Origin of the sequence: Alteromonas sp. ALT199 (assembly GCF_018619335.1) — a bacterium.
Taxonomy (GTDB): Bacteria; Pseudomonadota; Gammaproteobacteria; order Enterobacterales; family Alteromonadaceae; genus Alteromonas.
This window is the reverse complement of record NZ_JAHHDX010000159.1, coordinates 1-22,897: the sequence shown is the minus strand read 5'-3', so window position 1 is coordinate 22,897 and position 22,897 is coordinate 1. Positions and strand designations below refer to the sequence as shown.

The 22,897-nt window shown below is 43.6% G+C and carries 18 protein-coding genes; 4 read left to right on the top strand and 14 right to left on the bottom strand.

Translation table 11 applies throughout. The features are described 5' to 3' along the window. Positions 1 to 108: 108 nt before the first annotated feature. The 6 genes from ispH to murJ all read right to left on the bottom strand — a co-directional run bounded on the left by ispH (position 109) and on the right by murJ (position 7,774). Positions 109 to 1,053 (bottom strand): 4-hydroxy-3-methylbut-2-enyl diphosphate reductase, encoded by a 945-nt coding sequence (ispH, locus tag KL866_RS17940; protein ID WP_025255870.1) that lies wholly within the window; start codon positions 1,051 to 1,053, stop codon positions 109 to 111. A gap of 2 nt (positions 1,054 to 1,055) precedes the next feature. Continuing rightward, on the bottom strand, positions 1,056 to 1,523 hold the full coding sequence (fkpB, locus tag KL866_RS17935; RefSeq protein ID WP_025255871.1) for an FKBP-type peptidyl-prolyl cis-trans isomerase: 468 nt from the start codon (positions 1,521 to 1,523) through the stop codon (positions 1,056 to 1,058). A 14-nt stretch (positions 1,524 to 1,537) separates the two neighbouring features. After that, positions 1,538 to 2,083 (bottom strand): signal peptidase II, encoded by a 546-nt coding sequence (gene lspA, locus KL866_RS17930; protein ID WP_025255872.1) that lies wholly within the window; start codon positions 2,081 to 2,083, stop codon positions 1,538 to 1,540. Then, positions 2,076 to 4,895, bottom strand: a complete 2,820-nt coding sequence (gene ileS / locus KL866_RS17925; protein WP_025255873.1) for an isoleucine--tRNA ligase — start codon at positions 4,893 to 4,895, stop codon at positions 2,076 to 2,078. Before ileS ends, lspA begins: the two co-directional genes overlap by 8 nt. 268 nt (positions 4,896 to 5,163) lie before the next feature. Further along, positions 5,164 to 6,084 carry a bifunctional riboflavin kinase/FAD synthetase gene (gene ribF, locus KL866_RS17920; RefSeq protein ID WP_025255874.1) on the bottom strand — a complete coding sequence of 307 codons (921 nt, stop codon included), beginning with the start codon at positions 6,082 to 6,084 and terminating at the stop codon, positions 5,164 to 5,166. A gap of 130 nt (positions 6,085 to 6,214) precedes the next feature. Then, a complete protein-coding gene (gene murJ, locus KL866_RS17915; RefSeq protein WP_025255875.1) occupies positions 6,215 to 7,774 on the bottom strand; it encodes a murein biosynthesis integral membrane protein MurJ in 1,560 nt (519 codons plus the stop codon). A 453-nt stretch (positions 7,775 to 8,227) separates the two neighbouring features. Between murJ and rpsT the strand changes: the two genes are divergently transcribed. Beyond that, on the top strand, positions 8,228 to 8,491 hold the full coding sequence (rpsT, locus tag KL866_RS17910) for a 30S ribosomal protein S20 (protein ID WP_014950134.1): 264 nt from the start codon (positions 8,228 to 8,230) through the stop codon (positions 8,489 to 8,491). Positions 8,492 to 8,688: 197 nt separating this feature from the next. Here rpsT and KL866_RS17905 read toward each other — a convergent pair whose 3' ends face one another. From KL866_RS17905 to KL866_RS17890, 4 genes are all read right to left on the bottom strand, one after another. Further along, positions 8,689 to 9,441 (bottom strand): SDR family oxidoreductase, encoded by a 753-nt coding sequence (locus KL866_RS17905; protein ID WP_025255876.1) that lies wholly within the window; start codon positions 9,439 to 9,441, stop codon positions 8,689 to 8,691. Positions 9,442 to 9,443: 2 nt separating this feature from the next. After that, positions 9,444 to 10,571: a phosphotransferase family protein gene (locus tag KL866_RS17900; RefSeq protein ID WP_025255877.1), complete on the bottom strand. Its 1,128-nt coding sequence runs from the start codon at positions 10,569 to 10,571 to the stop codon at positions 9,444 to 9,446. Between the two features lie 146 nt (positions 10,572 to 10,717). Then, the gene (locus tag KL866_RS17895; protein ID WP_025255878.1) at positions 10,718 to 11,554 is read right to left on the bottom strand and encodes an SDR family oxidoreductase; all 837 of its coding nucleotides are present in this window, start codon (positions 11,552 to 11,554) and stop codon (positions 10,718 to 10,720) included. A gap of 78 nt (positions 11,555 to 11,632) precedes the next feature. Beyond that, entirely contained in the window at positions 11,633 to 12,538 is a 906-nt protein-coding gene (locus KL866_RS17890; RefSeq protein WP_025255879.1) for a bile acid:sodium symporter family protein, read from the bottom strand. A gap of 119 nt (positions 12,539 to 12,657) precedes the next feature. Between KL866_RS17890 and KL866_RS17885 the strand changes: the two genes are divergently transcribed. Continuing rightward, positions 12,658 to 13,563, top strand: a complete 906-nt coding sequence (locus KL866_RS17885; protein ID WP_214996288.1) for a LysR family transcriptional regulator — start codon at positions 12,658 to 12,660, stop codon at positions 13,561 to 13,563. Between the two features lie 51 nt (positions 13,564 to 13,614). Here the strand turns inward: KL866_RS17885 and KL866_RS17880 are convergent, their stop codons facing one another. Then, positions 13,615 to 15,633, bottom strand: a complete 2,019-nt coding sequence (locus tag KL866_RS17880; protein WP_214996287.1) for a hypothetical protein — start codon at positions 15,631 to 15,633, stop codon at positions 13,615 to 13,617. Positions 15,634 to 15,933: 300 nt separating this feature from the next. Between KL866_RS17880 and KL866_RS17875 the strand changes: the two genes are divergently transcribed. Beyond that, the gene (locus KL866_RS17875) at positions 15,934 to 16,731 is read left to right on the top strand and encodes a UDP-2,3-diacylglucosamine diphosphatase (protein ID WP_025255882.1); all 798 of its coding nucleotides are present in this window, start codon (positions 15,934 to 15,936) and stop codon (positions 16,729 to 16,731) included. Positions 16,732 to 16,866: 135 nt separating this feature from the next. Continuing rightward, entirely contained in the window at positions 16,867 to 18,654 is a 1,788-nt protein-coding gene (locus KL866_RS17870) for a lysophospholipid acyltransferase family protein (protein WP_285801347.1), read from the top strand. A gap of 223 nt (positions 18,655 to 18,877) precedes the next feature. On the opposite strand, the gene dapE is transcribed toward KL866_RS17870, so the two are convergent. The 3 genes from dapE to KL866_RS17855 form a co-directional block, all read right to left on the bottom strand. Continuing rightward, the gene (gene dapE, locus KL866_RS17865; RefSeq protein ID WP_214996284.1) at positions 18,878 to 20,053 is read right to left on the bottom strand and encodes a succinyl-diaminopimelate desuccinylase; all 1,176 of its coding nucleotides are present in this window, start codon (positions 20,051 to 20,053) and stop codon (positions 18,878 to 18,880) included. Positions 20,054 to 20,570: 517 nt separating this feature from the next. Then, the gene (locus tag KL866_RS17860) at positions 20,571 to 22,463 is read right to left on the bottom strand and encodes a SurA N-terminal domain-containing protein (protein ID WP_214996282.1); all 1,893 of its coding nucleotides are present in this window, start codon (positions 22,461 to 22,463) and stop codon (positions 20,571 to 20,573) included. Between the two features lie 314 nt (positions 22,464 to 22,777). Then, the coding region (locus tag KL866_RS17855) for an HU family DNA-binding protein (protein WP_214996336.1) at positions 22,778 to 22,897 on the bottom strand (120 nt) is incomplete at its 5' end.

Sequence of the window (22,897 nt, the reverse complement as noted above, 5' to 3'; positions counted from 1 at the left end):
AGGTATTATTATCTATCCGCAAGCCATTGAATTTCCAGTAGACAAAAGCATAAAAAAACACCGCAACATAGTGCGGTGTTTTCATTAAAGATTTCTACCCAAGCAGTATTAAACGATCTGTTTAACCCTTAACTCTTTGGGTACGGCAAATTCAACATTCTCTTCTCGCCCGGCTCGTTCAGAGGCTGAGACCGCGCCCCATGCTTTAAGCTTGTTTACCACACCTTGCACCAAGACTTCAGGCGCAGACGCGCCGGCGGTAACACCAATATGGTCAACGCCATCAAGCCACTCTTTCTGAATACAGTTGGCATCAGCAATCAAGTGTGCTTTAGCACCGATTTTTTCGGCAAGTTCACGTAGGCGGTTTGAGTTAGAACTATTCTGGGCGCCAACCACAAGTAAGACCTGACAGTCTTGCGATAAATCGCGCACTGCGTCTTGACGATTTTGAGTGGCATAACAAATATCGTCTTTTCTTGGGCCATTGATTTTAGGAAACTTGGCGCGAAGCGCGTCGATAACATCGGCAGTATCATCTACAGATAGCGTAGTTTGGCTACAATAATAAAGGTTTGTTGGATCTTTAACTTCCAGTGTTGCCACGTCAGCCTCAGACTCAACTAAATAAATTCCGCCTTCTTCATTGCTGTACTGGCCCATAGTACCTTCTACTTCAGGGTGACCAGCATGACCGATTAAAATACACTCTGTACCTGTTTTGCTAGCCCGGGTTACTTCCATATGTACTTTCGTGACTAAAGGGCACGTTGCGTCAAACACCTTAAGCCCTCGACTCTCAGCTTCCATTCTTACTGCTTGCGACACACCATGAGCAGAAAAAATCACTATACTATCATTTGGCACTTCGTGAAGTTCGTCGACAAATAGCGCGCCACGCTCGCGTAATCCGTCTACCACAAATTTGTTGTGTACCACTTCGTGGCGTACATAAATTGGCGGCTCAAACATTTCAAGCGCTCGCTCAACGATAGTGATAGCTCTGTCAACGCCTGCGCAAAAGCCACGAGGGTTAGCTAAATGAATTTGCATAACTAGTTTCCACCTTGTGCTGACACGCCAGGTTTGACATCAATAATTTCAACGTCAAAGATAACTGTCTGCCCTGCTAGCGGGTGATTGAAATCCACCGTTACAGAATCTCCGGCAGTACTACGAATAATACCCGGAATTTCTGAGCCGTCTGGCTGAGAAAAAGCTAATATCATACCTTCTTCAATCTTTAAATCAGCCCCAAAACGGCTTCTATCCATATAATGGATATTGTTAGGATTAGGCTCGCCGAAGGCGTCATTGGCCGCCAACGTAAAGGCTTTTTTATCGCCTTTCTTTAGCCCTAGTAAACATGCTTCAAAGTTAGATGTAAGGCTGCCGTCGCCCATAACCATTTTGGCAGGTTTATTGTTTACACGAGTGCTATCAGCGGCAGAGCCATCTTCTAGCTTTAAATCAAAGTGAAGAATAACTTCGCTATCAGCGCCAATTTCTAATGAATCTGTCATAACCTTTCCGAGTACTACTTAGTGGTTTCGCTAGTTGCAGAGTTGGCTTTTGATTCTACGCCGTTATCTTCACTTTTTTTGTCGCCATTTTTGAACATGTCGAGAATAAGTAAAGCTGCACCAATAAATATTGCACTGTCGGCAATATTGAATGCCGGCCAATGATAATTGTTTACGTAGAAATCTAGAAAGTCGATGACATACCCGTGTGCAAGACGGTCGTAAACGTTACCTAGTGCGCCACCTAAAATAAAAGCAAATGCAACCGGCAGCATTTTTTGTGACCGAGGTGATTGTTTAAGCCACCATAAAATCACCACACTTACTACAACTGCAATCGCAGTAAAAAACCATCGCTGCCAACCGCCCGCATTTTCTAAAAAGCTAAATGCCGCGCCGTAGTTGTGCACGTAAGTAAAATTAAAAAACGGCAATATCTGTATCGACTGATAAAGAGACATGCTGTCGATAACCGTATACTTGCTCCATTGATCAAGGATAAGCGCAGTTGCGCTTATCCATAAAAAGCGAAGCCCAGTTTCGCGAAAGAGCTTAAGCATAGTGACGCTCTTCTCCATCACCCTCAATGTTAGTCACACAGCGACCACAAAGCTCCTCGTGACCCTCATGTGAGCCTACATCTTCACGATGATGCCAGCAGCGAACACACTTTTCACCGCTTGCTTTATCAACGCTCAGCCATAAACCTTCTACGTCTGTGGCTTTTGCTTCAGACGGTGCATCGTCTACTTTCGTAAGCGTAACGCCTGACGTGATAAGGACGAAACGTAGCTCATCTTCAAGCTTAGCTAGTACGTTGTATAATGACTCGGTAGCATAAAGCGAAATACTCGCTTCTAGTGACCCACCCAGTTCGCCATCTTTACGCGCCTGTTCCATCGCTTGGTTTGCCGCATCTTTTACGCTTAGTACTTGATGCCATAGGGCATCGTTAAACGTATCACTTTGCGTAAAATTATTAAAACCTTCATACCAGGTTTCAGTAAATACAAACTCACTACGCTCGCCAGGTAACGTTTCCCAGATTTCTTGAGCAGTAAAGCTGGTAATAGGCGCCATCCAGCGTACCAATGCTTCAATGATATGATACATGGCCGTTTGGCATGAACGACGGGCCAGGCCATCTGCTTTGGCTGTGTACTGTCGGTCTTTAATCACGTCTAAATAGAAAGAACCCAGTTCAATTGAACAGAAGTGCGTAAGCTTCTGTGACACGACTAGTAAATCGTAATTATCATACGCTTCGATAAGTTCTTCCTGAAGTGCCTTGGCGCGAGCAACAATCCAGCGATCAAGGGCTACCATATCTTCTTCTGCAACCGCATCTTCAACAGCGAAACCATTAAGGTTAGCAAGCAAGAAACGTGCGGTGTTACGTACGCGGCGGTAGCCATCTGCAGCACGCTTTAAGATTTCATCCGATACTGCAATTTCACCGCGATAGTCAGTAGACGCCACCCATAGACGAAGGATATCAGCACCTAGCTTATTAGTGACTTCCTGAGGTGCCACAACGTTGCCCACCGACTTCGACATTTTTCTGCCGTGGGCATCTACCGTAAAGCCGTGGGTTAGCACTTCTTTATAAGGCGCGTGACCATGCATGGCAGTGGATGACATAAGCGAAGACATGAACCAACCGCGATGCTGGTCAGAACCTTCAAGATATAAATCGGCTGACGCGGGAATATCGTCACGACGGTCTACAACAAAGTAGTGAGTAACACCCGAGTCAAACCATACATCTAGGGTATCGGTCACTTTCTCGTAGTTGTCTAACTCGCTACCAAGCAGTACTGAGTCGTCTAAATCCCACCACGCTTGAATACCCTTTGCTTCAACTTCAACTGCAACTTTTTCCATCAATGCCGCAGACTCAGGGTGAATTTCACCGGTAAGTTTGTGCACATATAGTGGAATAGGCACACCCCAGGTACGTTGACGTGAGATACACCAGTCTGGGCGACCTTCAACCATTTTTTCAATGCGGTTTTGGCCCCACTCTGGGATCCATTTAGTCTGCTTAATTTGCTCAAGTGATTCAGCGCGAAGACCTTTCTTATCCATGCTAATAAACCACTGTGGCGTAGCACGAAAAATAATTGGCGTTTTATGACGCCAGCAATGCGGGTAGCTGTGCTCGTATTTAACGTTTAAGACAAGGTTGCCCTTCTCTTTTACCGTTTCGATAATTTCATCGTTAGCTTTAAAGACAAACTTGCCTGCAAATAGCGGTGTGTTTTCAAGGTAAACACCGTTATTACCTACTGGGTTGTACACCTCGATATCGTATTGCTTACCAACGTTAAAATCGTCTACACCATGAGCGGGCGCTGTGTGTACACAGCCGGTACCAGATTCGGTAGTTACGTGATCGCCAAGAATTAGCGGTACTTCAAGGTCTAAGAATGGGTGATTCACTTTTAGCCTATCAAGTGCTTCACCTGTACAGGTGGCTACTTCGCGGTAATCTTCTACACTGTATCGGCTCATACAGCTTTCAAGCAGGTCTTGCGCCACTATTAACCATTCGTTAGAAGGCTGAACTTCAACAATCGCATAGGTAAGTTCCGGATGTAAGCTAATGGCTCGGTTGGCCGGCAGTGTCCAAGGAGTAGTGGTCCAAATGACAACGCCTGCTTTGTGCGTAGTTAAATCACCTTCAGACACGCCAAATGCTTCTGCAATAGCGGCTACATCAGCTACTGGAAATTTAACGTCGATAGCTGGAGACACTTTATCTTTGTATTCAACTTCTGCTTCAGCAAGCGCTGAACCGCAATCTGTACACCAATGAACAGGCTTAAAACCCTTTTCTAAGTGACCAGAATCAACAATTTTACTTAGCGCACGAATGATGTCGGCTTCAGATTTGAAGTCCATGGTTTTGTATGGGTTATCCCATTCACCAAATACACCTAAGCGTTTAAAGTCAGACATTTGACCGTCGATTTGCTTCTGTGCATATTCGCGACATTTTTGACGGAATTCAGCTGCCGTTACTTTTTTGCCGGGCTTACCTACTTTCTTTTCTACCATCAATTCAATAGGCAGACCGTGACAATCCCAACCAGGAACATACGGAGAGTCGAAGTCAGAAAGGTTTTTCGACTTTACAATAATGTCCTTAAGAATCTTGTTAACCGCGTGACCAATATGAATATCGCCATTTGCATATGGAGGGCCATCGTGAAGAATAAACGGCTTTTTACCTTTTTTCGCTTCACGAATTTTGCTGTATACCCCTTTCTCTTGCCAGTCTTTAAGCATTTTCGGCTCTCGCTGAGCAAGGTTACCGCGCATCGGGAACGCAGTTTCTGGAAGGTTCAGTGTGGCTTTGTAATCACTCATAAAATTGTATTATCCGGTTACCTTAATTTTCACCCAATGCACTAAAACATTGTGAAGGCGATATTCATTTTGCGATGTTCAAATTAAAACGCTGAATTTAAAGGGTTCAACGTAAAACTGTATGTCGTTCTCACTACCGCGAGAGCGAAGTAATTTGCTTTAGCACAGCAGCTTGCTTATAGGTTTCGTGAACAAGAATCCATGCTTACGAGCCGAACTCAATGAAACAAACACGCGCAGAAACTTTTTGCGACTTTATCACGTTTAACTATGCTAATAACAGACGCGCTTGTGCTGCATCTGCCTGAATTTGTTCTTTCAACATTTCAAAAGAATCAAATTTTATTTCATCTCTTATTTTTGCCATTGGGAATACCGTTATGGGCTTTCCATATAAGTCAGATGACAAATCGAAAATATGAACTTCTAGCTGATTTCTTACGCCGTTAACAGTCGGTCTAGTACCTATATTCGCAACGCCATTAAAGTGCTCCCCATCTACGTCAACACGAACCGCAAACACACCATGAATAGGCGTTCTTTGGCGTTTCAACATCACGTTGGCCGTTGGAAAACCAATGGTGCGACCTTTCTTCTCGCCGTGAACCACCCTGCCGTGAATAGCAAAAGGGCGGCCTAACATCTCAGTAGATAGGCCAAATTCACTGTCGGCTAAAGCTTCTCGCACCGCGGTAGAGCTTATGCGGTGAGCATGCATAGTAAAACTATGGGTACTTACCACTTCAAAGCCGTACTGACGACCCGCCGCTTCAAGCATCTCAAAATCCCCCTTTCGGCCATTGCCAAAACGGAAATCATCGCCAACAACAAGAAATCTAACACCCAATTTGTCCACCAATAAATCGTGAACGAAGGTGTCGGCACTTTGTTTAGCAAACTCAGCGTTAAATCGAACAGCAAGTAGTCTGTCTACACCTTGTTGATGCAGCAATTCATACTTTTCGCGAAGAGGGCTAATACGAGCTGGCGCCATATCAGGCATAAAGACTTCTTCTGGCTGCGGCTCAAACACCATGACGGTGGCTGGAAGTGATAGCGATTTCGCTTTTTCAAGCACGTTGGCCAGCACGGCTTGATGACCACGGTGTACGCCATCGAACTTGCCAATAGTGAGCACACACCCTTTATGGTGCGGTTTTACATTGTATAGCCCGCGGATAAATTCCACTGTTAGCCACTACCTTTTAACTGCTAGAAAATCAAAGCTCGCGATTATAGCCGACCGCGAGCACAATACCAAGCATACGCGCCATTCTGACCCGGTGCCTTTTCGCTTATATTAATAATTCACTTAATAATTAACCGCCGCCGCTTCTGAAGTGCCTAGGTCGCATGCCCAGTACAACCATAGTAGTCATAAACAAAATGACAGACAGCGCAATTGTTATTCCTACTTCTAGCATTTGGGCTGAAAGGGATAAATCAAAGAAAGCTAAGCCTAGATCTCGGTAATAAATAAGCCCGCCCATAGCAGCACTCGCTATTACTACGCGCGCAATGAACAGCACAGATGTGCGGCTCAATGCAAACACACCTTGGCGGTGAAGCGTAATATAGAGCAAAGCGGCGTTTAACGTAGCTGACATACTGGTGGCAATGGCTAATCCTACGTAGCCAAAGGGTATCGCTAGAACAACGTTAAACACCATATTAGCAACCATACACCAGATGCCAAATTTCACCGGCGTTTTGGTGTCTTGACGAGAATAAAAACCTGGCGCAAGAATTTTAACAAGCATAAAGCTGAGTAAGCCAAACGAATATGCAGTAAGCGAGTAAGACGCCATGATGGCAGTGTCAGCGGTGAACGCTCCGCGCTGAAATATAACGGTTAAAATAGGTCTAGCCATCACACCAAGCCCTACGGCCGCAGGAATACCCAATAAACACACCATGCGAAACGCCCAGTCGATATTCGCGGCAAACGCTTTAGGGTTATTACTTACATGGTTTCGGGATAGCGTAGGTAAGATAACCGTTGCGATAGCGATACCGAAAAGTCCCAAAGGAAATTCAAGTAGCCTGTCAGAATAGTACAACCAGCTTATAGAGCCGGTAACTAAAAAGCTGGCAATAAAGGTATCGAACAACAAGTTAATTTGCCCTACTGACACACCGAATAATGCGGGTATCATTAAGGTCCGGACCTTAACCACGTTTTCGTCGTGCCAGCCCCACTTCGGCTTAACCAGAAGCCCTGCTCTGAACAAGAACGGTAGTTGAAACAAAAACTGAACGATACCACCAATAAAGACACCCCACGCTAGGGCGTAAGCGGGTTGCTCCAGCGTAGGTGCTAAGTATATTGCGCATGCAATAATGCACACATTAAGTAACACAGGGGTAAACGCAGCAACCGCAAACTTGTTGAGCGTATTTAATATTGCCCCTGAGAGCCCAGTCAGGGATATAAACGCCAAATAAGGGAAAGTAATTTTCAGCATCGTCGACGCAAGCACGAATTTATCACCGGCTTCATCTCCTTCAAGCCAAGCGACAAACCATCCAGTGCCAAATAGCGCGGCCAAAACTGGCGATGCGATAACCCCTATGATAGATACCACAAAAACGATAGCACCTAACGTTCCGCTAATTTTCGCAACAAATTCTCTTAGCTGTTTTTTACTGTCGTTCTCGTGAACTTCGGTTAATACCGGAATAAATGCTTGCGCAAACGCACCTTCAGCGAAGAGACGACGAAGAAAATTAGGAATTTTGTTGGCAAAGAAAAACACGTCTGCTGCCGCCCCATCGCCCATGAGCTTGGCTACGACAACATCGCGAACCAGACCTAATACTCGCGATACCAAGGTCATAATACTGACAATAAGACCAGATTTTATTAACTTCCGTGACACGTCACATTTCCAAAAAGAGGTAAAGAATAGGCTGAATAGCACAAGCCACTTGAAGGATAATCATAGGCTTCAGCTAAACGTTAAGAGGCAACAATAGGTTGCAAGCGAGCCATAATAACGAAAGGCCATGATAGGCGAAACGATTTATTCAAAATAGTTGTGCATCTTTGATAACTTTATTGTTATAATCCGCGCCCGATATGGGGTGCTGTCATTTTTGTGCACGTCTATCGCTTAGATGTCCGGAAAGAGTATCGTTACGAATCTCTTTTTAGAAAATGTCGCAGAAAAATGTCGCAAAGAATGTGCAACGTGTTGAGCATACTTTGTGTTCAATAGCTTGCGCGTTTTAACGCGAAACGATTTAAGTTTTAAATCGTTTGACATTTGGGCGTTTGGTAGGCACAATCCGCACCCTCGTTTTTGACATGAATTTATTTTGGGAGTTACACCTTGGCTAACATTAAGTCTGCTAAGAAGCGTGCAATCCAAGCCGAAAAGCGTCGCCAGCACAACGCTAGCCGTCGTTCAATGACTCGTACAAGCATCAAGAAAGTTATCGCTGCAATTGCAAGTGGTGACAAAGAAGCGGCACAAGCTGCACTTACTGCTGCTACTCCAGTACTTGACAGAATGGCTACTAAAGGCTTGATTCACAAGAACAAAGCTGCTCGTCATAAGAGCCGTCTAGCTGCACAAATCAAAGCACTAGGTTAATCTTTAAGATTAGTAGTTAAAAAAGCGCCTTTCGGCGCTTTTTTTGTATCTGTTATAAACGTTTATTTGTTGACGCTGAACAAGCGCTTTAAACCTACGAGCATTAAGTTCACCGGTAGACGAGCCTTTGATAACACTAAAGGCCCTTAGCTTGTTTAAAAGCCTTTAGCGGTATGCTCAGCCTAACAATACGCTTATCAGCTCATCTTTCTTATTGTGCTTGCCGGCGCTATACGCATTATCCAATGGAGGATTGCCCACGGCCAACTCGGCACAAATGCTCTTGCCTTTTCTTTGTTAATTGCATTCACCATCGCACGACAACCTACATCGGTATCAACGATAAAGGGAACCTTTTCGACCTTTTCATTTATTTCACTGCGAATAAAACCTGGATGAATACAGGTTACCTTGATCGGCGTATTCATTACATCCATTCGAATACCTTCGGTCATAGACGTTAGCCCTGCTTTTGTTGCCGCGTAAACGGTCATAGCACGTCTAAACCCGCGTACAGCACTTATAGAAGAAATCGTTACAAGGTGCCCACTATTTTGTGCTCTGAAGATCGCCATTGCAGCCTCGCACTGTGCTAATGCAGACACGAAGTTAGTCACTGCTGTTTGCTTATTGGCGTGGAAAAATCCCGTACCAATCGACGCCCCTTTCCCCATTCCAGCGTTGACAATAACTCTGTCAAGGGATCCCATATCGGCCTTAAATGCGTCGAACACTTCGAAAACCGCGTCATGCTCGTTTACATCCAGCGAGCGAATGTACACGTCAATGTTCGGGTTAATTGAAAGCAGTTCTTCTTTTAACTTTTCTAAGTTTTCTAAGCGTCTTGCGCAAAGTGCTAAGTTACACCCCTGCTTGGCAAATTCGATAGCCATCCCCTTGCCAAGGCCCGAACTTGCGCCTGTGATCAGAATATTGCGTCTTGTTGTCATTATTATTTTCCTGATGCTTTAATGGCTTTATTACAACGCCACATTAAGTAGTGAATGAAGATCCAGAAATTTTTAAAGGCTGGGTTGTTTGTTTGCTTGTGGTGATAACGATAGTAGATTTGCTGAGCAATACCGGCTAAGCGGAAAAGTCCGTAAACTTCATAAAAGGTAAAATCTTCTACGTCTATCTCCATTTCATTACAATAGTACGCCACCACCTGCTTACGGGTTAGCATACCGGGTAAGTGGGTAGGCTGACGACGAGTTGATTGTGCTAAAAAATCATCGTCGGCTTGTACCCAATACGCCAAGCTATTGCCCAAGTCCATTAGAGGATCACCCAAGGTAGCTAATTCCCAATCTAATACACCGATAATTTGCGTATAGTTTTCCGGCTTCAAAACCACATTATCGAACCGGAAATCATTATGCGTAATACAGATACGCTCTTCAGCAGGCATGTTATTTTCAAGCCAGCGCATAACTTTCTTAGCTGAGGGTACGTTCCACGTTTTAGCTTTACTGTAACGTTCGCTCCATCCGCTAATTTGGCGCTCGATATACCCTGCTCCCTTTCCTAAGTGTTCAAGCCCCGCTTTTTGATAATCCACTTTATGAAGTTCAATTAGACTATCAAGTACATTAGTGCAAAGCCGTTTAGTTTGCTGTTCAGACGTACTCAAGCCTCTGGGTAAGTTCTTTCTAGGTATAACACCAGTAAACTTCTCCATCACGTAGAACTCAGTGCCTAGTATGCTTTCATCTTCACAAAGCCCAAGCATTTCTGGAACGTACCGATACACAGGTTTTAGCGCATGCTGTAGCCGATACTCTCGACCCATATCGTGGGCCCCTTTTGCTTTTGTACCCGCCGGAGCTCTGCGCAAAATTAGCGATACTTGCTGGGCCCCCTCTTGATTGTTAGCTTGATAATCCAAGCAATACGTCCAATTAGAAGCACCACCTGAATATTGGGTTACATGAGGCAAACCGTTGCTATTTTGTATCGCAGCCGATAATGATGGATTGGATGAGCTAGCGTGCTCTTTAAGCCAGTTATGTACCGAGTCGACGTTTAACTCTTCGCCCTCGCGCACATTATCAGCTTTATCTACTACCTGTTGTTGCATATACCCTTCTTCTTTTAAATCAATTTCTAACCACTTACTAAAACGCACTTATTCAAAGGTGCTTCTATATTCGCTCGTCAGCGCAAAAATTCAAATTAATAAGCAATTCTGGGAACCTCGGCGATAATGCAAAAAAAAGCGTTTGTTTATTCTTTAACTTTGCTTTCCATTGCGCGTTTCATCGTTTTAGTTTGATTAAGCATATTGCTGATGTAACGCTGGGTTGGTAAGAGTTTCTTTAACAAGAAAGCCCGTTTGCCTAACTTGTGAGTAAGAATAAGGAATCTCTTTTGGCTAACTTGTTGGTATATTGACTCTGCAACCTCTTCTTTAGTGATATCTGCCTTAGCAAAAAACTTACTAATCATTTTATGCGAGGCTGGATTACTGCTTCTCATCGACTCATCTAAATTCGTTTTAAAGAAGCTGGGGCACACCACACTGACATCAATATTGTCTGGCGCCAATTCCAACTTCATGGTTTCAGAAAACGATACTACAGCAGCTTTCACCGAGTTATAGCTGCCCATATAAGGAATAGGTGTCAGTCCAGCTTGCGAAGCGATATTGATAAAGTAGCCACTACCTCGCTTTCGCATTAACGGCAATAGCGCGCGACTTACTCTCACCATACCAAGCACGTTAATGTCGAATACCCACTGCCACTGTTCAATGGTTTCATCTAAGAGACTACCACCTGTAGCAACACCGGCATTATTGAATACATAGTCAACGCTGCCCCAACGGGTTTCGATAGTTTGCGCTAGTGTTTGAACATCATTATCTGAAGTGATATCACAATGCATGTAAAAAGCATTTGCGCCTTTTGCGGTAAGCGCATTTACCGTTTCATTACCCCTTTCTATGTTGATATCGGCAATACAGATATCTAAAACACCTTTTTTGCTTACACACTTATCTGCCCATTTGAGCGCAATTGCTTGACCTAAGCCGGTTGCGCCACCGGTGATTAATACGCGCATGATGTGCTTCCTACTTGTTCTTGTTTCATTATTCTTTTTCTTTTCTATTTATTTTTGATAGTTCGTTGCTTTATAAAATTAAGGGAGCTGATGTCTGCTTTTGTGAAGTGGTACTGGTTCTGGTCCATTTCGCATTTTTCGCTTTGCCCACACAGCTAATAATGCAGGGCCTATGTACATTGCAATACCATAAACTCCAGGCGCAATTGCATAGTCAGGCGCATCTAAAAAGCTAATACATATCAGCATGGCAAGGGCCGCGTTTTGAACGCCAATCTCTATAGCTAAGGTCAAAGAGTCTTTAAATGCCAAATTAGATACCTTAGAAAGACCAAGTCCAAGGAGAACCGAAAGAAGATTAAGAGTTACACAAACTAAAAACGCGCTTTCAAACGAGGACGCTAAGTTTTGTCTTTCAGAAACAAGTACGCCAACAATCATAAGCAGCATAAAGTACATAGAGAACTGTCGAAAAAAGTTCTCGGTTTTCATGGCGAATGCCTCGTTAAAGCGGCGGATGCTCATGCCAATGACTACAGGTAAGATTGAAACTCCAACCAACCCTATCACCGTTTGAATGATAGAAAAATCAGGGGCATTTTCCTTTACAAAATAATCGATGGCAAACTGTATGATAAATGGCGTGGTGAATACGCACGCGATGGTTGAAATTGCGGTTAAGCTTACCGAAAGAGCTAAATTCGCTTTTGCAATGTGACTGATTAAATTACTGGTAGTGCCACCTGGGCATGCAGCTAAAACTAAAACCCCAACGGCAATATAGTCGGGCACACCAAAGGCTAAGCACAGACCTAGTGCTAAAAGAGGTAACAAGATAATTTGACCTACAAAACCTGCTACCACTGCTTTAGGCGATTTGAGTAATCTGCCGAAGTCAGCAAGGGTTAGTGTTAGCCCCATCCCAAACATAACGAATGCCAAAGCTAGAGGTAACAACACCTCAGTAAGTACTGATGCTTGCATGTACACTCCCCTTACACAAGAAGCCTCTATTAAAGAAACCTTTTATTAACATTTAAGCCAGTGTACTCTGTTTAATAATAAATAAAAATGATGCCTTATTATGGAAACCCATAAATTCTATGCATGGAAAATTAGACCTTAACCTGTTCGTTGTGCTACGCGCAGTTTACGACCACGGCAGTATTACGAAAGCCGCCAACGCACTGCATATTACTCAGCCTGCGGTGAGTCATGCGTTAGGCCGCCTGCGAGACAAATTTGACGACCCACTGTTTACCCGTCATGGGCGACAAGTTGCCCCTACGCCCTTTTGTCAAAGCATCATCACATCGGTTGTGACATCAATTGAAACTCTTGAAAACACGTTAAAAGGTAAAGTGAGCTTTGATATTAGCGATAAACCCCGTCAGGTGAAGCTCGGCCTTCGTGATATTTTAGAATCTATATTTTTCCCAACGTTAATTCCTGAACTTGTTAAGTTTACCCCTAATATCACGGTAGATAGCAGACAGGTGACTTGGCCAGAACTTGCTCCAGCGCTGGCTGGTAAAGAGCTTGATATCGTTATTGACGCGCTGGTTCCCACCAGCAGCGATATTCGTTCTCAATTTATCTGCGAGGAAACGTTTGTAGTGGTCTGTGGGCCAACAAACAGTTACTTAAAGAACCCAAGTATCGAGAACTATTCAGTTGCACAACATGTGCTTGTGTCTTTGAAAGATTCTAAGCTTGATACAGTAGACCTCGCTCTTGCCCAACACAATTTGCATCGAAAAATATCACTACAATGTGAACATTACTTTGCCGCTATTAACGTGGTTAGTCAGTGCGACCTTTTACTAACTATGCCAACGCGATTTGCGCAACAGTTGTGCAGCAAATTCGATATCGAAATTTCGCCACTTCCGTTTGAAGTCCATCCTCTCCCCGTACACATGTATTGGCACAAAAACGCAGACGACGATTTAGTAAATCTATGGATGCGAGAAAAGCTTTTAGAAGTGGCAAATAAGTTGGGGTTATAAAAAAGCCGATACATTGAGGTATCGGCTTACACTCACATCACTTTTCTAGAGCTAAAGAATTGGAAGCGTTAACTTACCCGATGCATTTTCCCCGGCTTTTGTTTGATATTCATAACTAAAAGTCGCACTCACTGGATTTTCAGCAGTATTATCCTCTAGATATAGGCCGATACTATCTCTGTAGATGTACTCACCGTCGGCTACTGTAGTACCTAATAGATAAGACATACCTGACTGGTTAGAAATCCTCTCATTTTGGGCCACGTTTATTGCAAACTGACGCTGCATATAAATGTTTTCATTTCGAACTAGTTCATACTGGTCAACAAAAGCGTATTCACTCCCATATGCAGTGTAACTTTCAAAATTGATGATGAGATAGTTGAGCGATTCAACTGACGTTGGCAGTAATATACTTACCGAACTACCGTAGTTGTTTGCCGAGTTTGGAACGCCGGCTGTGTTTTCACTAACGATAATCGAGCCATTAGAATAGAAATTACTGTTATCTAATTTTAACGCGTTAATATCGAACTGCGCAGTTTCATCTGCGGGCGTGGTGAACGAATAATCGTCACCATAAACATTTGCAGAAACGCCACCAGAGGTTGGAGAAACTTCCCCAATTGCAAAACGGTAGTTAGTATTAGCTAGTAAATCTGTTGCTGGAGTAAAGGTGTGCTTAACGCCGCCTAATGCCACATTCTGGCTTAGCTCCACGCTTGCTTCTTCACTTAAAATATAAGTGTAACCATTAGGAACGCTATCATCAGCAGACTCGTTACCGCGAACCATTGAAACTTGGTCATAGGTCAGGCTGACCTCGTCAAGATCTATGTCGACTGCTTCGCTGTAATACACTGAATAAGCAAAATTAGAAGGGCTTACATTCGTAGTAATAACCTCTACGGTTGCTTGGGGCTCAACTTCAGTTGGAACTAAGATTAAGTTAATAGTCTCCGAGTCGGCGACTGTATAATAGCTATTCGATTCAAACCCACTTGTATTAACGTTAATTGAAGTTTCACCTGTGGCATAACGTGTTGAACGACTGAGGTTGATACTGCCCGTCGAATAGGTGATATCACCCACTTGGAAAGAGGACATTTCAAATGAGATACCACCATCAAATGGAACGACCAACTCGTAAGAACCACTTTCTTCATCATATTCAGATGTGTACGTATCCTCAAACATATCCATCATGAATTCAGCGCCTGCGATAGGCTCGCCCATACCGTCAATTAGGCTTATTACAACAGTTTTCTCTTCAGCTGCAACTTCATCGTATTGACTAAGGCTAATTTCACCTTCCGTAAACTCACTTGCTTCGTAAATAAACAGTGTATCTCCAGAAATATTCACATTGCCGTTATTAGTGAAATCGAAGTCAGCTTCACCATCATCATCTATGTCGATATTCGCGCGCAACGTAACGTTCAAGTCACGCGGTAAAGTGATTTGGTAAGTTTGTGTGTCTTCATTAAATTCACTTTCATGGGCAAAATCAAACACGCTGCTGGTAGATGAACCGGAAAAAGAAAAACCGATGAAGCTAAGCTCGCTTACCGCTTCGCCACTTTGCGTGTCCGTAACGCTGAACTCTACTTCAACTGGTGCAGAAACCCCAATGATACCGATGTCATCGTACCCTTCGCCAGAGCTCACCGGACCTGTGGTAATAAAAAATGCGCGTTCTAAGTAACTTTCATCAGTGGATGACACTACAACGGTAAGGTCTGCACTTGCCGGTAGGCCTTCTAAGTTAAAGCCGCCGTTATCTAAAGTTTCGCCTTCTGCAATAGTTTCGCTTCCTTGATAAACTACTACGTTTAAGCCAGCCAGAGGCGTATCGGTTCGTGTGTCGACTACAGCGCCTGCTAACGTAACCGAAGTTTCACTACTCTCGATTTGCTCTTCAAGAAGGTTATTTTGCTCTGTAAGCACAGCGTTTTGTTGATTAAGTGCATCAACAACACCATCGTTACTATCGTCGTCAACTTCAATGCACCCTGTAAGAGCGAGTGATACGAAAAGTGGAATAGGAGCGAGCTTTTTATTAATTTTCATAGAGGGTCTCTTAGTTATTGCTTTACATTACAGTGGGAACTAAGGACAAAGAAAAAACGAGAGGATATTGATAACGGTCTGTATTCTGACTCCGAACTACCTTGTACGTTATATAACTTCATCCTTGTATTGTTAGATTATCCGATAAAACTAAGGTTTGCATGTCATTTATAACTGTAATTACCGCTTTTTTCTTATACTTTCGGATGACTTTGTAACACAATGGTCAAGCAAGCGTCACGGTAGTGTCAATATGCCAACCTATAGTGACGGTCCAAGACATCGTTTTTGGAAACCGCTATGAAAAAGACACACTATCGCACGCTTTGGCTTTCAGATATCCATTTGGGAAATCGCGATTGTAAAGCAGAATACTTACTTTCCTTTCTAGATAGCATTACTGTCGACACCTTATACTTGGTGGGTGATATTGTTGATATGTGGCAAATGACTAAGCAATTTCGCTGGCCAAAGGCACATAATCAAGTTATGCATAAGTTTATGCAAATGAGTCAGGAAGGCACGCGCGTAGTGTACTTACCCGGCAACCATGACGAACCAATTCAGTCATACTCTGGCATGGCCTTCGGTGATATAGAGATAGAGCGAGAGCTAGTACATACCACGGCGCAAGGAAAACGGTACCTGGTTTTGCACGGTGATCAGTTTGATGGTGAAGTGACAATGGGCAAGTTTCATGCGTGGATTGGCGATAAAGGTTACGACCTATTGCTCTTTTTAAACCGCGAGTTTAATCGCCTACGCGCATGGCAAAAAAGGGAATATTGGTCGCTGGCAGGTTACATTAAAAAGCACATCAAAGGAGCAAATGAAGCTATTGCCCGGTATCGAGAGGCTTGTTGTAAACGCGCCGATGACATGGGGTTAGATGGCGTAGTGTGCGGCCATATACATCACCCTGAAAGTACTTTCGAAAAGGGCATTCACTACATTAACGACGGTGATTGGATAGAAAACTGCAGCGCACTTTCAGAAGATATGAACGGTAATTTATCCATCATTCACTATCTCGATTCATTAGAGTCAGCTACGGTAACATCAATCACAACCAAAACTTCTCGCTCAAAAGCAGCATAGTAACCCTACATAGTTACCCTAGCGAAAAAGGGGCTTTAACAGCCCCTTACTATTGCTATTACCTATAGCTTCCGCGCAAATAAATTTAGCGAACTCGCAGCATCAACATCTTTTTAACACTGTAAAATAATTGCCATGAAACTGTGTAAAAAGCGTCACATTGCCCTGCTATTGTTCGCCAAAACCGAAAGAGAAACAGGTTCTATGTTTACTGTAAACGACGTACTGAACAAGCATTATCCTCAAGTAGCGAACAACCCTATTCTGTTTAAATCGCTGTCTTTCGTATTAAGACACCTACTCCACGAACGTGAAATTACAGAGTTTGGTGAAACCTATCCACACTATGAAGATATTGATTTTGTCGAGCAAGTGTTGGAATACTTCAATATCAGCTACTCCACTCGCGATGTTGAGAAAGAAAGAATTCCTAGTGAAGGTAAAGTGGTGATCATTGCAAACCACCCTATCGGCTCGCTTGATGCTCTTGCCCTTATCAAGCTAGTGAGCGAAGTACGACACGATTTAAAAGTGGTTGCCAATGATATGCTTATGGCCATTGAGCCGCTTCACGATATGCTGCTACCGGTTAACAATATGCAGGGCGGCACACCCAAACAGCATTTGTCTGCCATTCAATCACACTTAAATACTGACGGGGCAATACTGATTTTTCCCGCAGGAGAAGTTTCGCGACTGCGCCCGCAAGGCGTTCGGGATACAAGATGGCACACAGGTTTTTTACGCATTGCCAGGCACGCAAAAGCGCCAATTTTGCCGGTTTATATCGATGCGAAAAACAGCCCGCTGTTTTATAGCGTGTCCATGATATACAAGCCGTTAGCCACTGCCTTACTCGTTAAAGAAATGTTCAAGCAACGTAAGAAGCATTTGCCTATGCGCATTGGTGAACTTATTCCTTTTGAAGCATATCAGCAAACTAATATCCCCCTTAAAGAGCAGGTGAAGCTGTTTAAGCGCCACCTTTATCGCATTGGAAGTAATAAGAAAGGCGTATTTGAGACACAGGCTTCTATTGCTATGCCAGAAGACAGGAAAGAACTGGCGCGCGCTATACGAGAATGCGAACATCTAGGTGAAACGGGTGACGGAAAGTCTATCTACCTTTATCAACACAAGAGTTGCTCCCCAATTATGCGTGAGATTGGTCGCTTACGGGAAGTGGCCTTTCGCGCTGTGGGTGAAGGCACTAACAAACGTAGAGACATCGATCAGTACGACTCCCATTATTACCACCTTGTACTTTGGGATGACAACGATTTAGAAATTGTTGGCGCTTATCGGTTTGGTGATGCTGAACTTCTAACCGCACCAGATCATCCTACCGGGCTCTACTCTGCCACCTTGTTTAACTACAACAAAAACAACGACAAACTTTTCAAGGAAGGCTTAGAGTTAGGGCGAAGCTTTGTGCAGCCTCGTTACTGGGGCAAACGCAGTTTAGATTATTTGTGGTTTGGCATCGGGGCATTTTTAAGTCGCTACCCTAAATATCGCTACCTTTTTGGTGCGGTATCACTCAGCAACGCTTACCCAGAGCCCGCAAAAGATTTGTTGGTACAATTCTATTCTACATACTTTCCCGCAAAGTTTGGCGAAGCAACCTGTAAACGCCCTTATCAAATAACACAAGACACGTTGCACCAATTTACCGGAAACGATTACAAGGCCGAATTTACACAGTTAAAACACCTATTGGCCAACATGGGGGTTAACGTACCAACGCTTTATAAGCAATATTCTGAATTAGCTAAAGACGGCGGTGTGGCCTTCTTGGGCTTTAATGTCGACCCAGACTTTAACAACTGTATCGATGGACTAGTGGTGGTTGATGTGCAGACGCTCACTGATAAAAAGCGTAAACGGTATTTAACCGACATTCAGCTTAAAGCCACGGCTTAAGCCCTGCGTGTTAATGCGTTAGAAAAAGCATAGAAAATAGTTGATATTCATCGATACTACGATGCTTTACGGATTCATGAAGTATTAAGCGTACATGAGTAGACCGCATTAAAAACCACCTCAAAAAAGGCGAGCCCTTTACTAATACTAGGCAAAAGTGAAAAGGGAACGTTTACTTAACGCTCCCACTTTCTCAATGCTTTATTAGAAGTATCAGGGGTAACTATCGCCCACCAACATAATTGAGGATATAGGTATAGATATCCTCAAGCGTAAGCAAATCAGATAAATGAATGTGTTCGTTTACCTGATGAATAGTTGTATTAGGCACACCTACTTCGACAACTTGTGTAAGCTCACTGGCAAAAAAACGGCCGTCAGAAGTCCCACCAGAAGTACTAATAATCGGATAACGACCCGTGGTGGTCTTGATTGCTTTTTCAGCGCAAGCGATAAGGCAGCAATCAGTATTGCTGTTAGGTTTGCTTATATATGCCTCGCACGGTCTTGAAAAGCTCACGTCGGCTTCGGCATCTATATTATTAATAATATTACGAAGCAATGCAGATAAGCTTTTTCGATCGAACTGCCAAGAGTATCGAACATTAAACTCTATCCTCGCCGAGCTTGGTACAACGTTATCAGTGAAGCTTCCAGTATCCATGTGTGTAATTTGAAGCGTAGTGCCAGGAAAATCGTCACTACCAGTGTCGAATGGATACTGTGTTAGCGCATTTATTACGTTACTTGCTTTGTGAATAGCATTTATCGCGGTCTTTGGGTAAGCCACATGTCCTTGCTTGCCTGTAATATGAATAGTGCCTGAAAGTGAGCCTCTGCGGCCAATCTTTATCGCATCACCGGTTTTTGTTGATGCAGAAGGTTCGCCTACCAAGCACATATCAAGTTGCACATCTTTAGACGCTAAGTATTCAGCTATCCATTTTGAGCCCCATTCTGCTTCCCCTTCTTCATCACTGGTGATCAGCCACCAGAAAGATACCTTGCTGTTATCTAGAGAACCGATGGTTCGCTCTGTTGCGGCTAACATTGCCGCAATTGAGGTTTTCATGTCGGCAGCACCACGCCCATATAGCTTATTTTGGCTTATCACTGGGCTAAAAGGCGGGGTATTCCACTTATCCAGGGGACCTGGTGGCACAACATCAGTATGACCGCTAAATGCAAAGTTAATCGGGCCCTGCCCCCACCTAGCAACGAGGTTCTTAACGCCATTTATTGTGTGTTTTTCACACGTGAAGCCAAGCTTTTCGAGCTTATAGATAAGGTAGCTTTGGCAACCAGCGTCCCTGGGAGTAATAGACTCTCTTGCCATTAGTACTTCGGCAAAATAAATGCTGCGTGCTGGCGCTAAAGAAGGTAAAGGCTGAATTGACATGCATTAAAAACCTTTAAGAAATGTGGGCCTATTACACAAATGTAAAGTGACAAGCCAATAACAGATTTACGACAATGTCGTGACAGAAAGCTTAACTGAGCTAAATTAAGCAAAAGGGAAGAATGTTTATTTAGGCAGAAAAGCGTCTTGTACTATTTCGCTAAGATTTGTCTAAATCAGCGCACATTGATATAAATAGAACATAACTTATAGAAAGGCACTACTGTGTTAAAAATCATTGTTTTAATACCTCTCATTTTGTCATTACTCTGGTTTGGCTACTTACAGGTTAATAAGTACACGCTAGAACAAGGCAAGCAAGGTTTTCTGTACATATTCGTATTATCGGGTGTCATTGCTGCATTTTATACACTGATGCTGTTCTTAACGAATTAACGCCCTCTTTTAAATAAAGGGATTGTACCGGATCAAAAAAGCCAGCCTCTATAATGAGGCTGGCTTTTTAGTATTTACTGACGTTGCTGATTATCACAGCGACAGCTTTAACGCACTAGCGCTATAGTGTCTGTGAGATAGTCACTTCAGCGTTTGCACGTAGCGCATCAATATATTGTTGATAAACACGTTGACCTTGTACCTGAGCAAGGCGCTGTTTAAGACTTTCACCCAACTCATTCTCAAGCTCTGGCGCTGCATTTACACCTTCTAGCATAACAACCGCCACATCACCGTTCACCGTTGTTGCAACATCTACTTTGTCTTCGCCTTCAAGAGCAAGAGAGAAAAGCGTATCAACCAATGCGCGTGCAAGTGTACCACCTGCTCTTGGCACAGCCGCTGCAGTTTCCCAAGACACAGACTTTTCGGCTAGCTCACTTTCAACGCTTTCTCCCGCACGTACTTTTTGCGCGATATCGAACGCCCATGCTTCAGCGGCTTCTTTTGCTTTCTCAGCTTTTACCGACGCTTCAATGCCTTCGCGTACTTCATCAAGAGATTGAGTACGCTGTGGCTGATGCTCAACAACGCGCGCAACAACAACTGTTTCATCATCAAGCTCTATGATATCGCTATTAAGCCCTTCATCAACTAGTTCAGAAGAGAAAGCTACATCTAAAAGACCTGGGAAACTCAGCTCGGCAGGCGCCGTGTTACGACTAAATAACACTGACTCTTGCACTGGTAAATCAACCGCATTTGCTGCATCTTCTAGCGTGTCTGGCACCTCGAACGCAATTTCGGCTAGGGTATTTTGAAGCTCAAAGTACTTCTCCATTGCCGCATCGTAAAGAAGGGTATCGCGAATTTCGCTGGCCACTTCATCAAATGATTTTACTTGCGCTTCTTTAATGTCTGTTAACTTAATAATGTGAAAGCCAAACTCGGTCTCAACAACGTCAGATACATCACCCACATTTTCTAAAGCAAAGGCAGCTTCATCAAACGCTGGGTCCATCATTTCAGGGGTAATGAAATCTAGGTCACCGCCGTTCTCTGCCGAGAAGGTGTCATCAGAGTTTTCTTCAGCAAGTACTGCAAAGTCAGCACCGTTATCAAGCTCAGTTTTTAATGACTCTGCTTTTGCTTTCGCAGCGTCTTGGTCATCACCGGCTTCGATAAGAATATGTGAAACTCGGCGTTCTTCTTCAGTGCCGTAGCTTCCCAGGTTATTGTCGTAATATGTACGTACTGCTTCTTCATCTACAGAAACGCGACCTTTCAGGTCTTCAACGCTTAGTTTTACATAAGCGAGTTTCACCTGCTCTTCAGTATCGAAAGAAGCAATATTGTTGTTGTAGAAAGCTTCTACATCAGCGTCTGTTACTTCGATAGAATCGGCGAATTCGTCAGAGCTCACCAATACGTATTTTGCATCGCGAGTTTGACGTTGAAGAGCATTAGCCTGCTGCACTTCGCCATCTAGAGAAAATGAAGAATTCGTTAACGCTGCCGCCAACTGATTCTGGGTCATTTGCGTTCTTAGATAATCGCGGAAGTCTGCAACTTGAAAACCATTTTGACGGAGAATAGCTTGGAAACGCTCGTTATCAAACTGGCCACCAAACTGAAATTCAGGCATTTGCACTATCGTTTCACGAATTTGTTCATCGCTTACACGCAAACCCATATCGGTAGCTTGTTGCTGAATCAGTTTTTCAGCAATAAGTCTGTCCAGTACATTTTTTCTAAAATCTGCGAGATATTGTTCGCTGGAGAAAAGCTGCGCGATGCTTTCGCCGTACTGTGACTCCATTTGTGCACGCTGATTTTGGTATGCACGTTCTAGTTCTTGTGCCGAAATTTCTTCGCCGTTGACAGTTGCTACTGCTGTAGTACCTGATGATGTTAGGTAACTACCAACACCTGCGAATACGAAACTTAAAACGATAAGCGCAATTATCGCCATCGCCCAAGGGCCTTGAGAACCTTCTCTGATTCTTTCTAGCATGATTGTTCTTCAACTCCGTTGCTTACTACAGTTACCCTAATTCACCATCTGCTGGCAAGCTCAAGGTAAAATAAGCGCTGATTATAACCCAATGCCACCGAATATAAACGCCAAAACACACTATTTGTAATGTCTTTCGTCAAGTAAGGGTGTTTCACAAACATGTATAAGAAATAGACATGCCTGAAAGGGGTTATTCCTATTCTTAAAATATTGGGGTCAGAGTCGTTACTCTGACCCCAATATTGAATTCTTTCTTTTAGAAATAAAAAAGGCGATGGACTAGCCATTGCCTTTTTCTATAATTTTTTTGCTTAGTTACAAGCGTCTTTCAGTGCTTTACCAGCTTTGAAAGATGGAACTTTCGCTGCTGAAATCTGAATAGTCTCACCAGTTTGTGGGTTACGGCCACTGCGAGCTGAACGTTCGCGAAC

What these genes read in the sequence shown, in the direction of transcription:
- KL866_RS17880 (WP_214996287.1), bottom strand. Translation starts at nt 15,633, where the DNA reads ATGAAAATTAATAAAAAGCTCGCTCCTATTCCACTTTTCGTATCACTC.
- ileS (WP_025255873.1), bottom strand. Translation starts at nt 4,895, where the DNA reads ATGAGTGATTACAAAGCCACACTGAACCTTCCAGAAACTGCGTTCCCG.
- KL866_RS17900 (WP_025255877.1), bottom strand. Translation starts at nt 10,571, where the DNA reads ATGCAACAACAGGTAGTAGATAAAGCTGATAATGTGCGCGAGGGCGAA.
- dapE (WP_214996284.1), bottom strand. Translation starts at nt 20,053, where the DNA reads ATGTCAATTCAGCCTTTACCTTCTTTAGCGCCAGCACGCAGCATTTAT.
- fkpB (WP_025255871.1), bottom strand. Translation starts at nt 1,523, where the DNA reads ATGACAGATTCATTAGAAATTGGCGCTGATAGCGAAGTTATTCTTCAC.
- KL866_RS17890 (WP_025255879.1), bottom strand. Translation starts at nt 12,538, where the DNA reads ATGCAAGCATCAGTACTTACTGAGGTGTTGTTACCTCTAGCTTTGGCA.
- ispH (WP_025255870.1), bottom strand. Translation starts at nt 1,053, where the DNA reads ATGCAAATTCATTTAGCTAACCCTCGTGGCTTTTGCGCAGGCGTTGAC.
- KL866_RS17895 (WP_025255878.1), bottom strand. Translation starts at nt 11,554, where the DNA reads ATGCGCGTATTAATCACCGGTGGCGCAACCGGCTTAGGTCAAGCAATT.
- KL866_RS17860 (WP_214996282.1), bottom strand. Translation starts at nt 22,463, where the DNA reads ATGCTAGAAAGAATCAGAGAAGGTTCTCAAGGCCCTTGGGCGATGGCG.
- KL866_RS17905 (WP_025255876.1), bottom strand. Translation starts at nt 9,441, where the DNA reads ATGACAACAAGACGCAATATTCTGATCACAGGCGCAAGTTCGGGCCTT.
- KL866_RS17870 (WP_285801347.1), top strand. Translation starts at nt 16,867, where the DNA reads ATGAAACTGTGTAAAAAGCGTCACATTGCCCTGCTATTGTTCGCCAAA.
- lspA (WP_025255872.1), bottom strand. Translation starts at nt 2,083, where the DNA reads ATGCTTAAGCTCTTTCGCGAAACTGGGCTTCGCTTTTTATGGATAAGC.
- KL866_RS17885 (WP_214996288.1), top strand. Translation starts at nt 12,658, where the DNA reads ATGCATGGAAAATTAGACCTTAACCTGTTCGTTGTGCTACGCGCAGTT.
- KL866_RS17875 (WP_025255882.1), top strand. Translation starts at nt 15,934, where the DNA reads ATGAAAAAGACACACTATCGCACGCTTTGGCTTTCAGATATCCATTTG.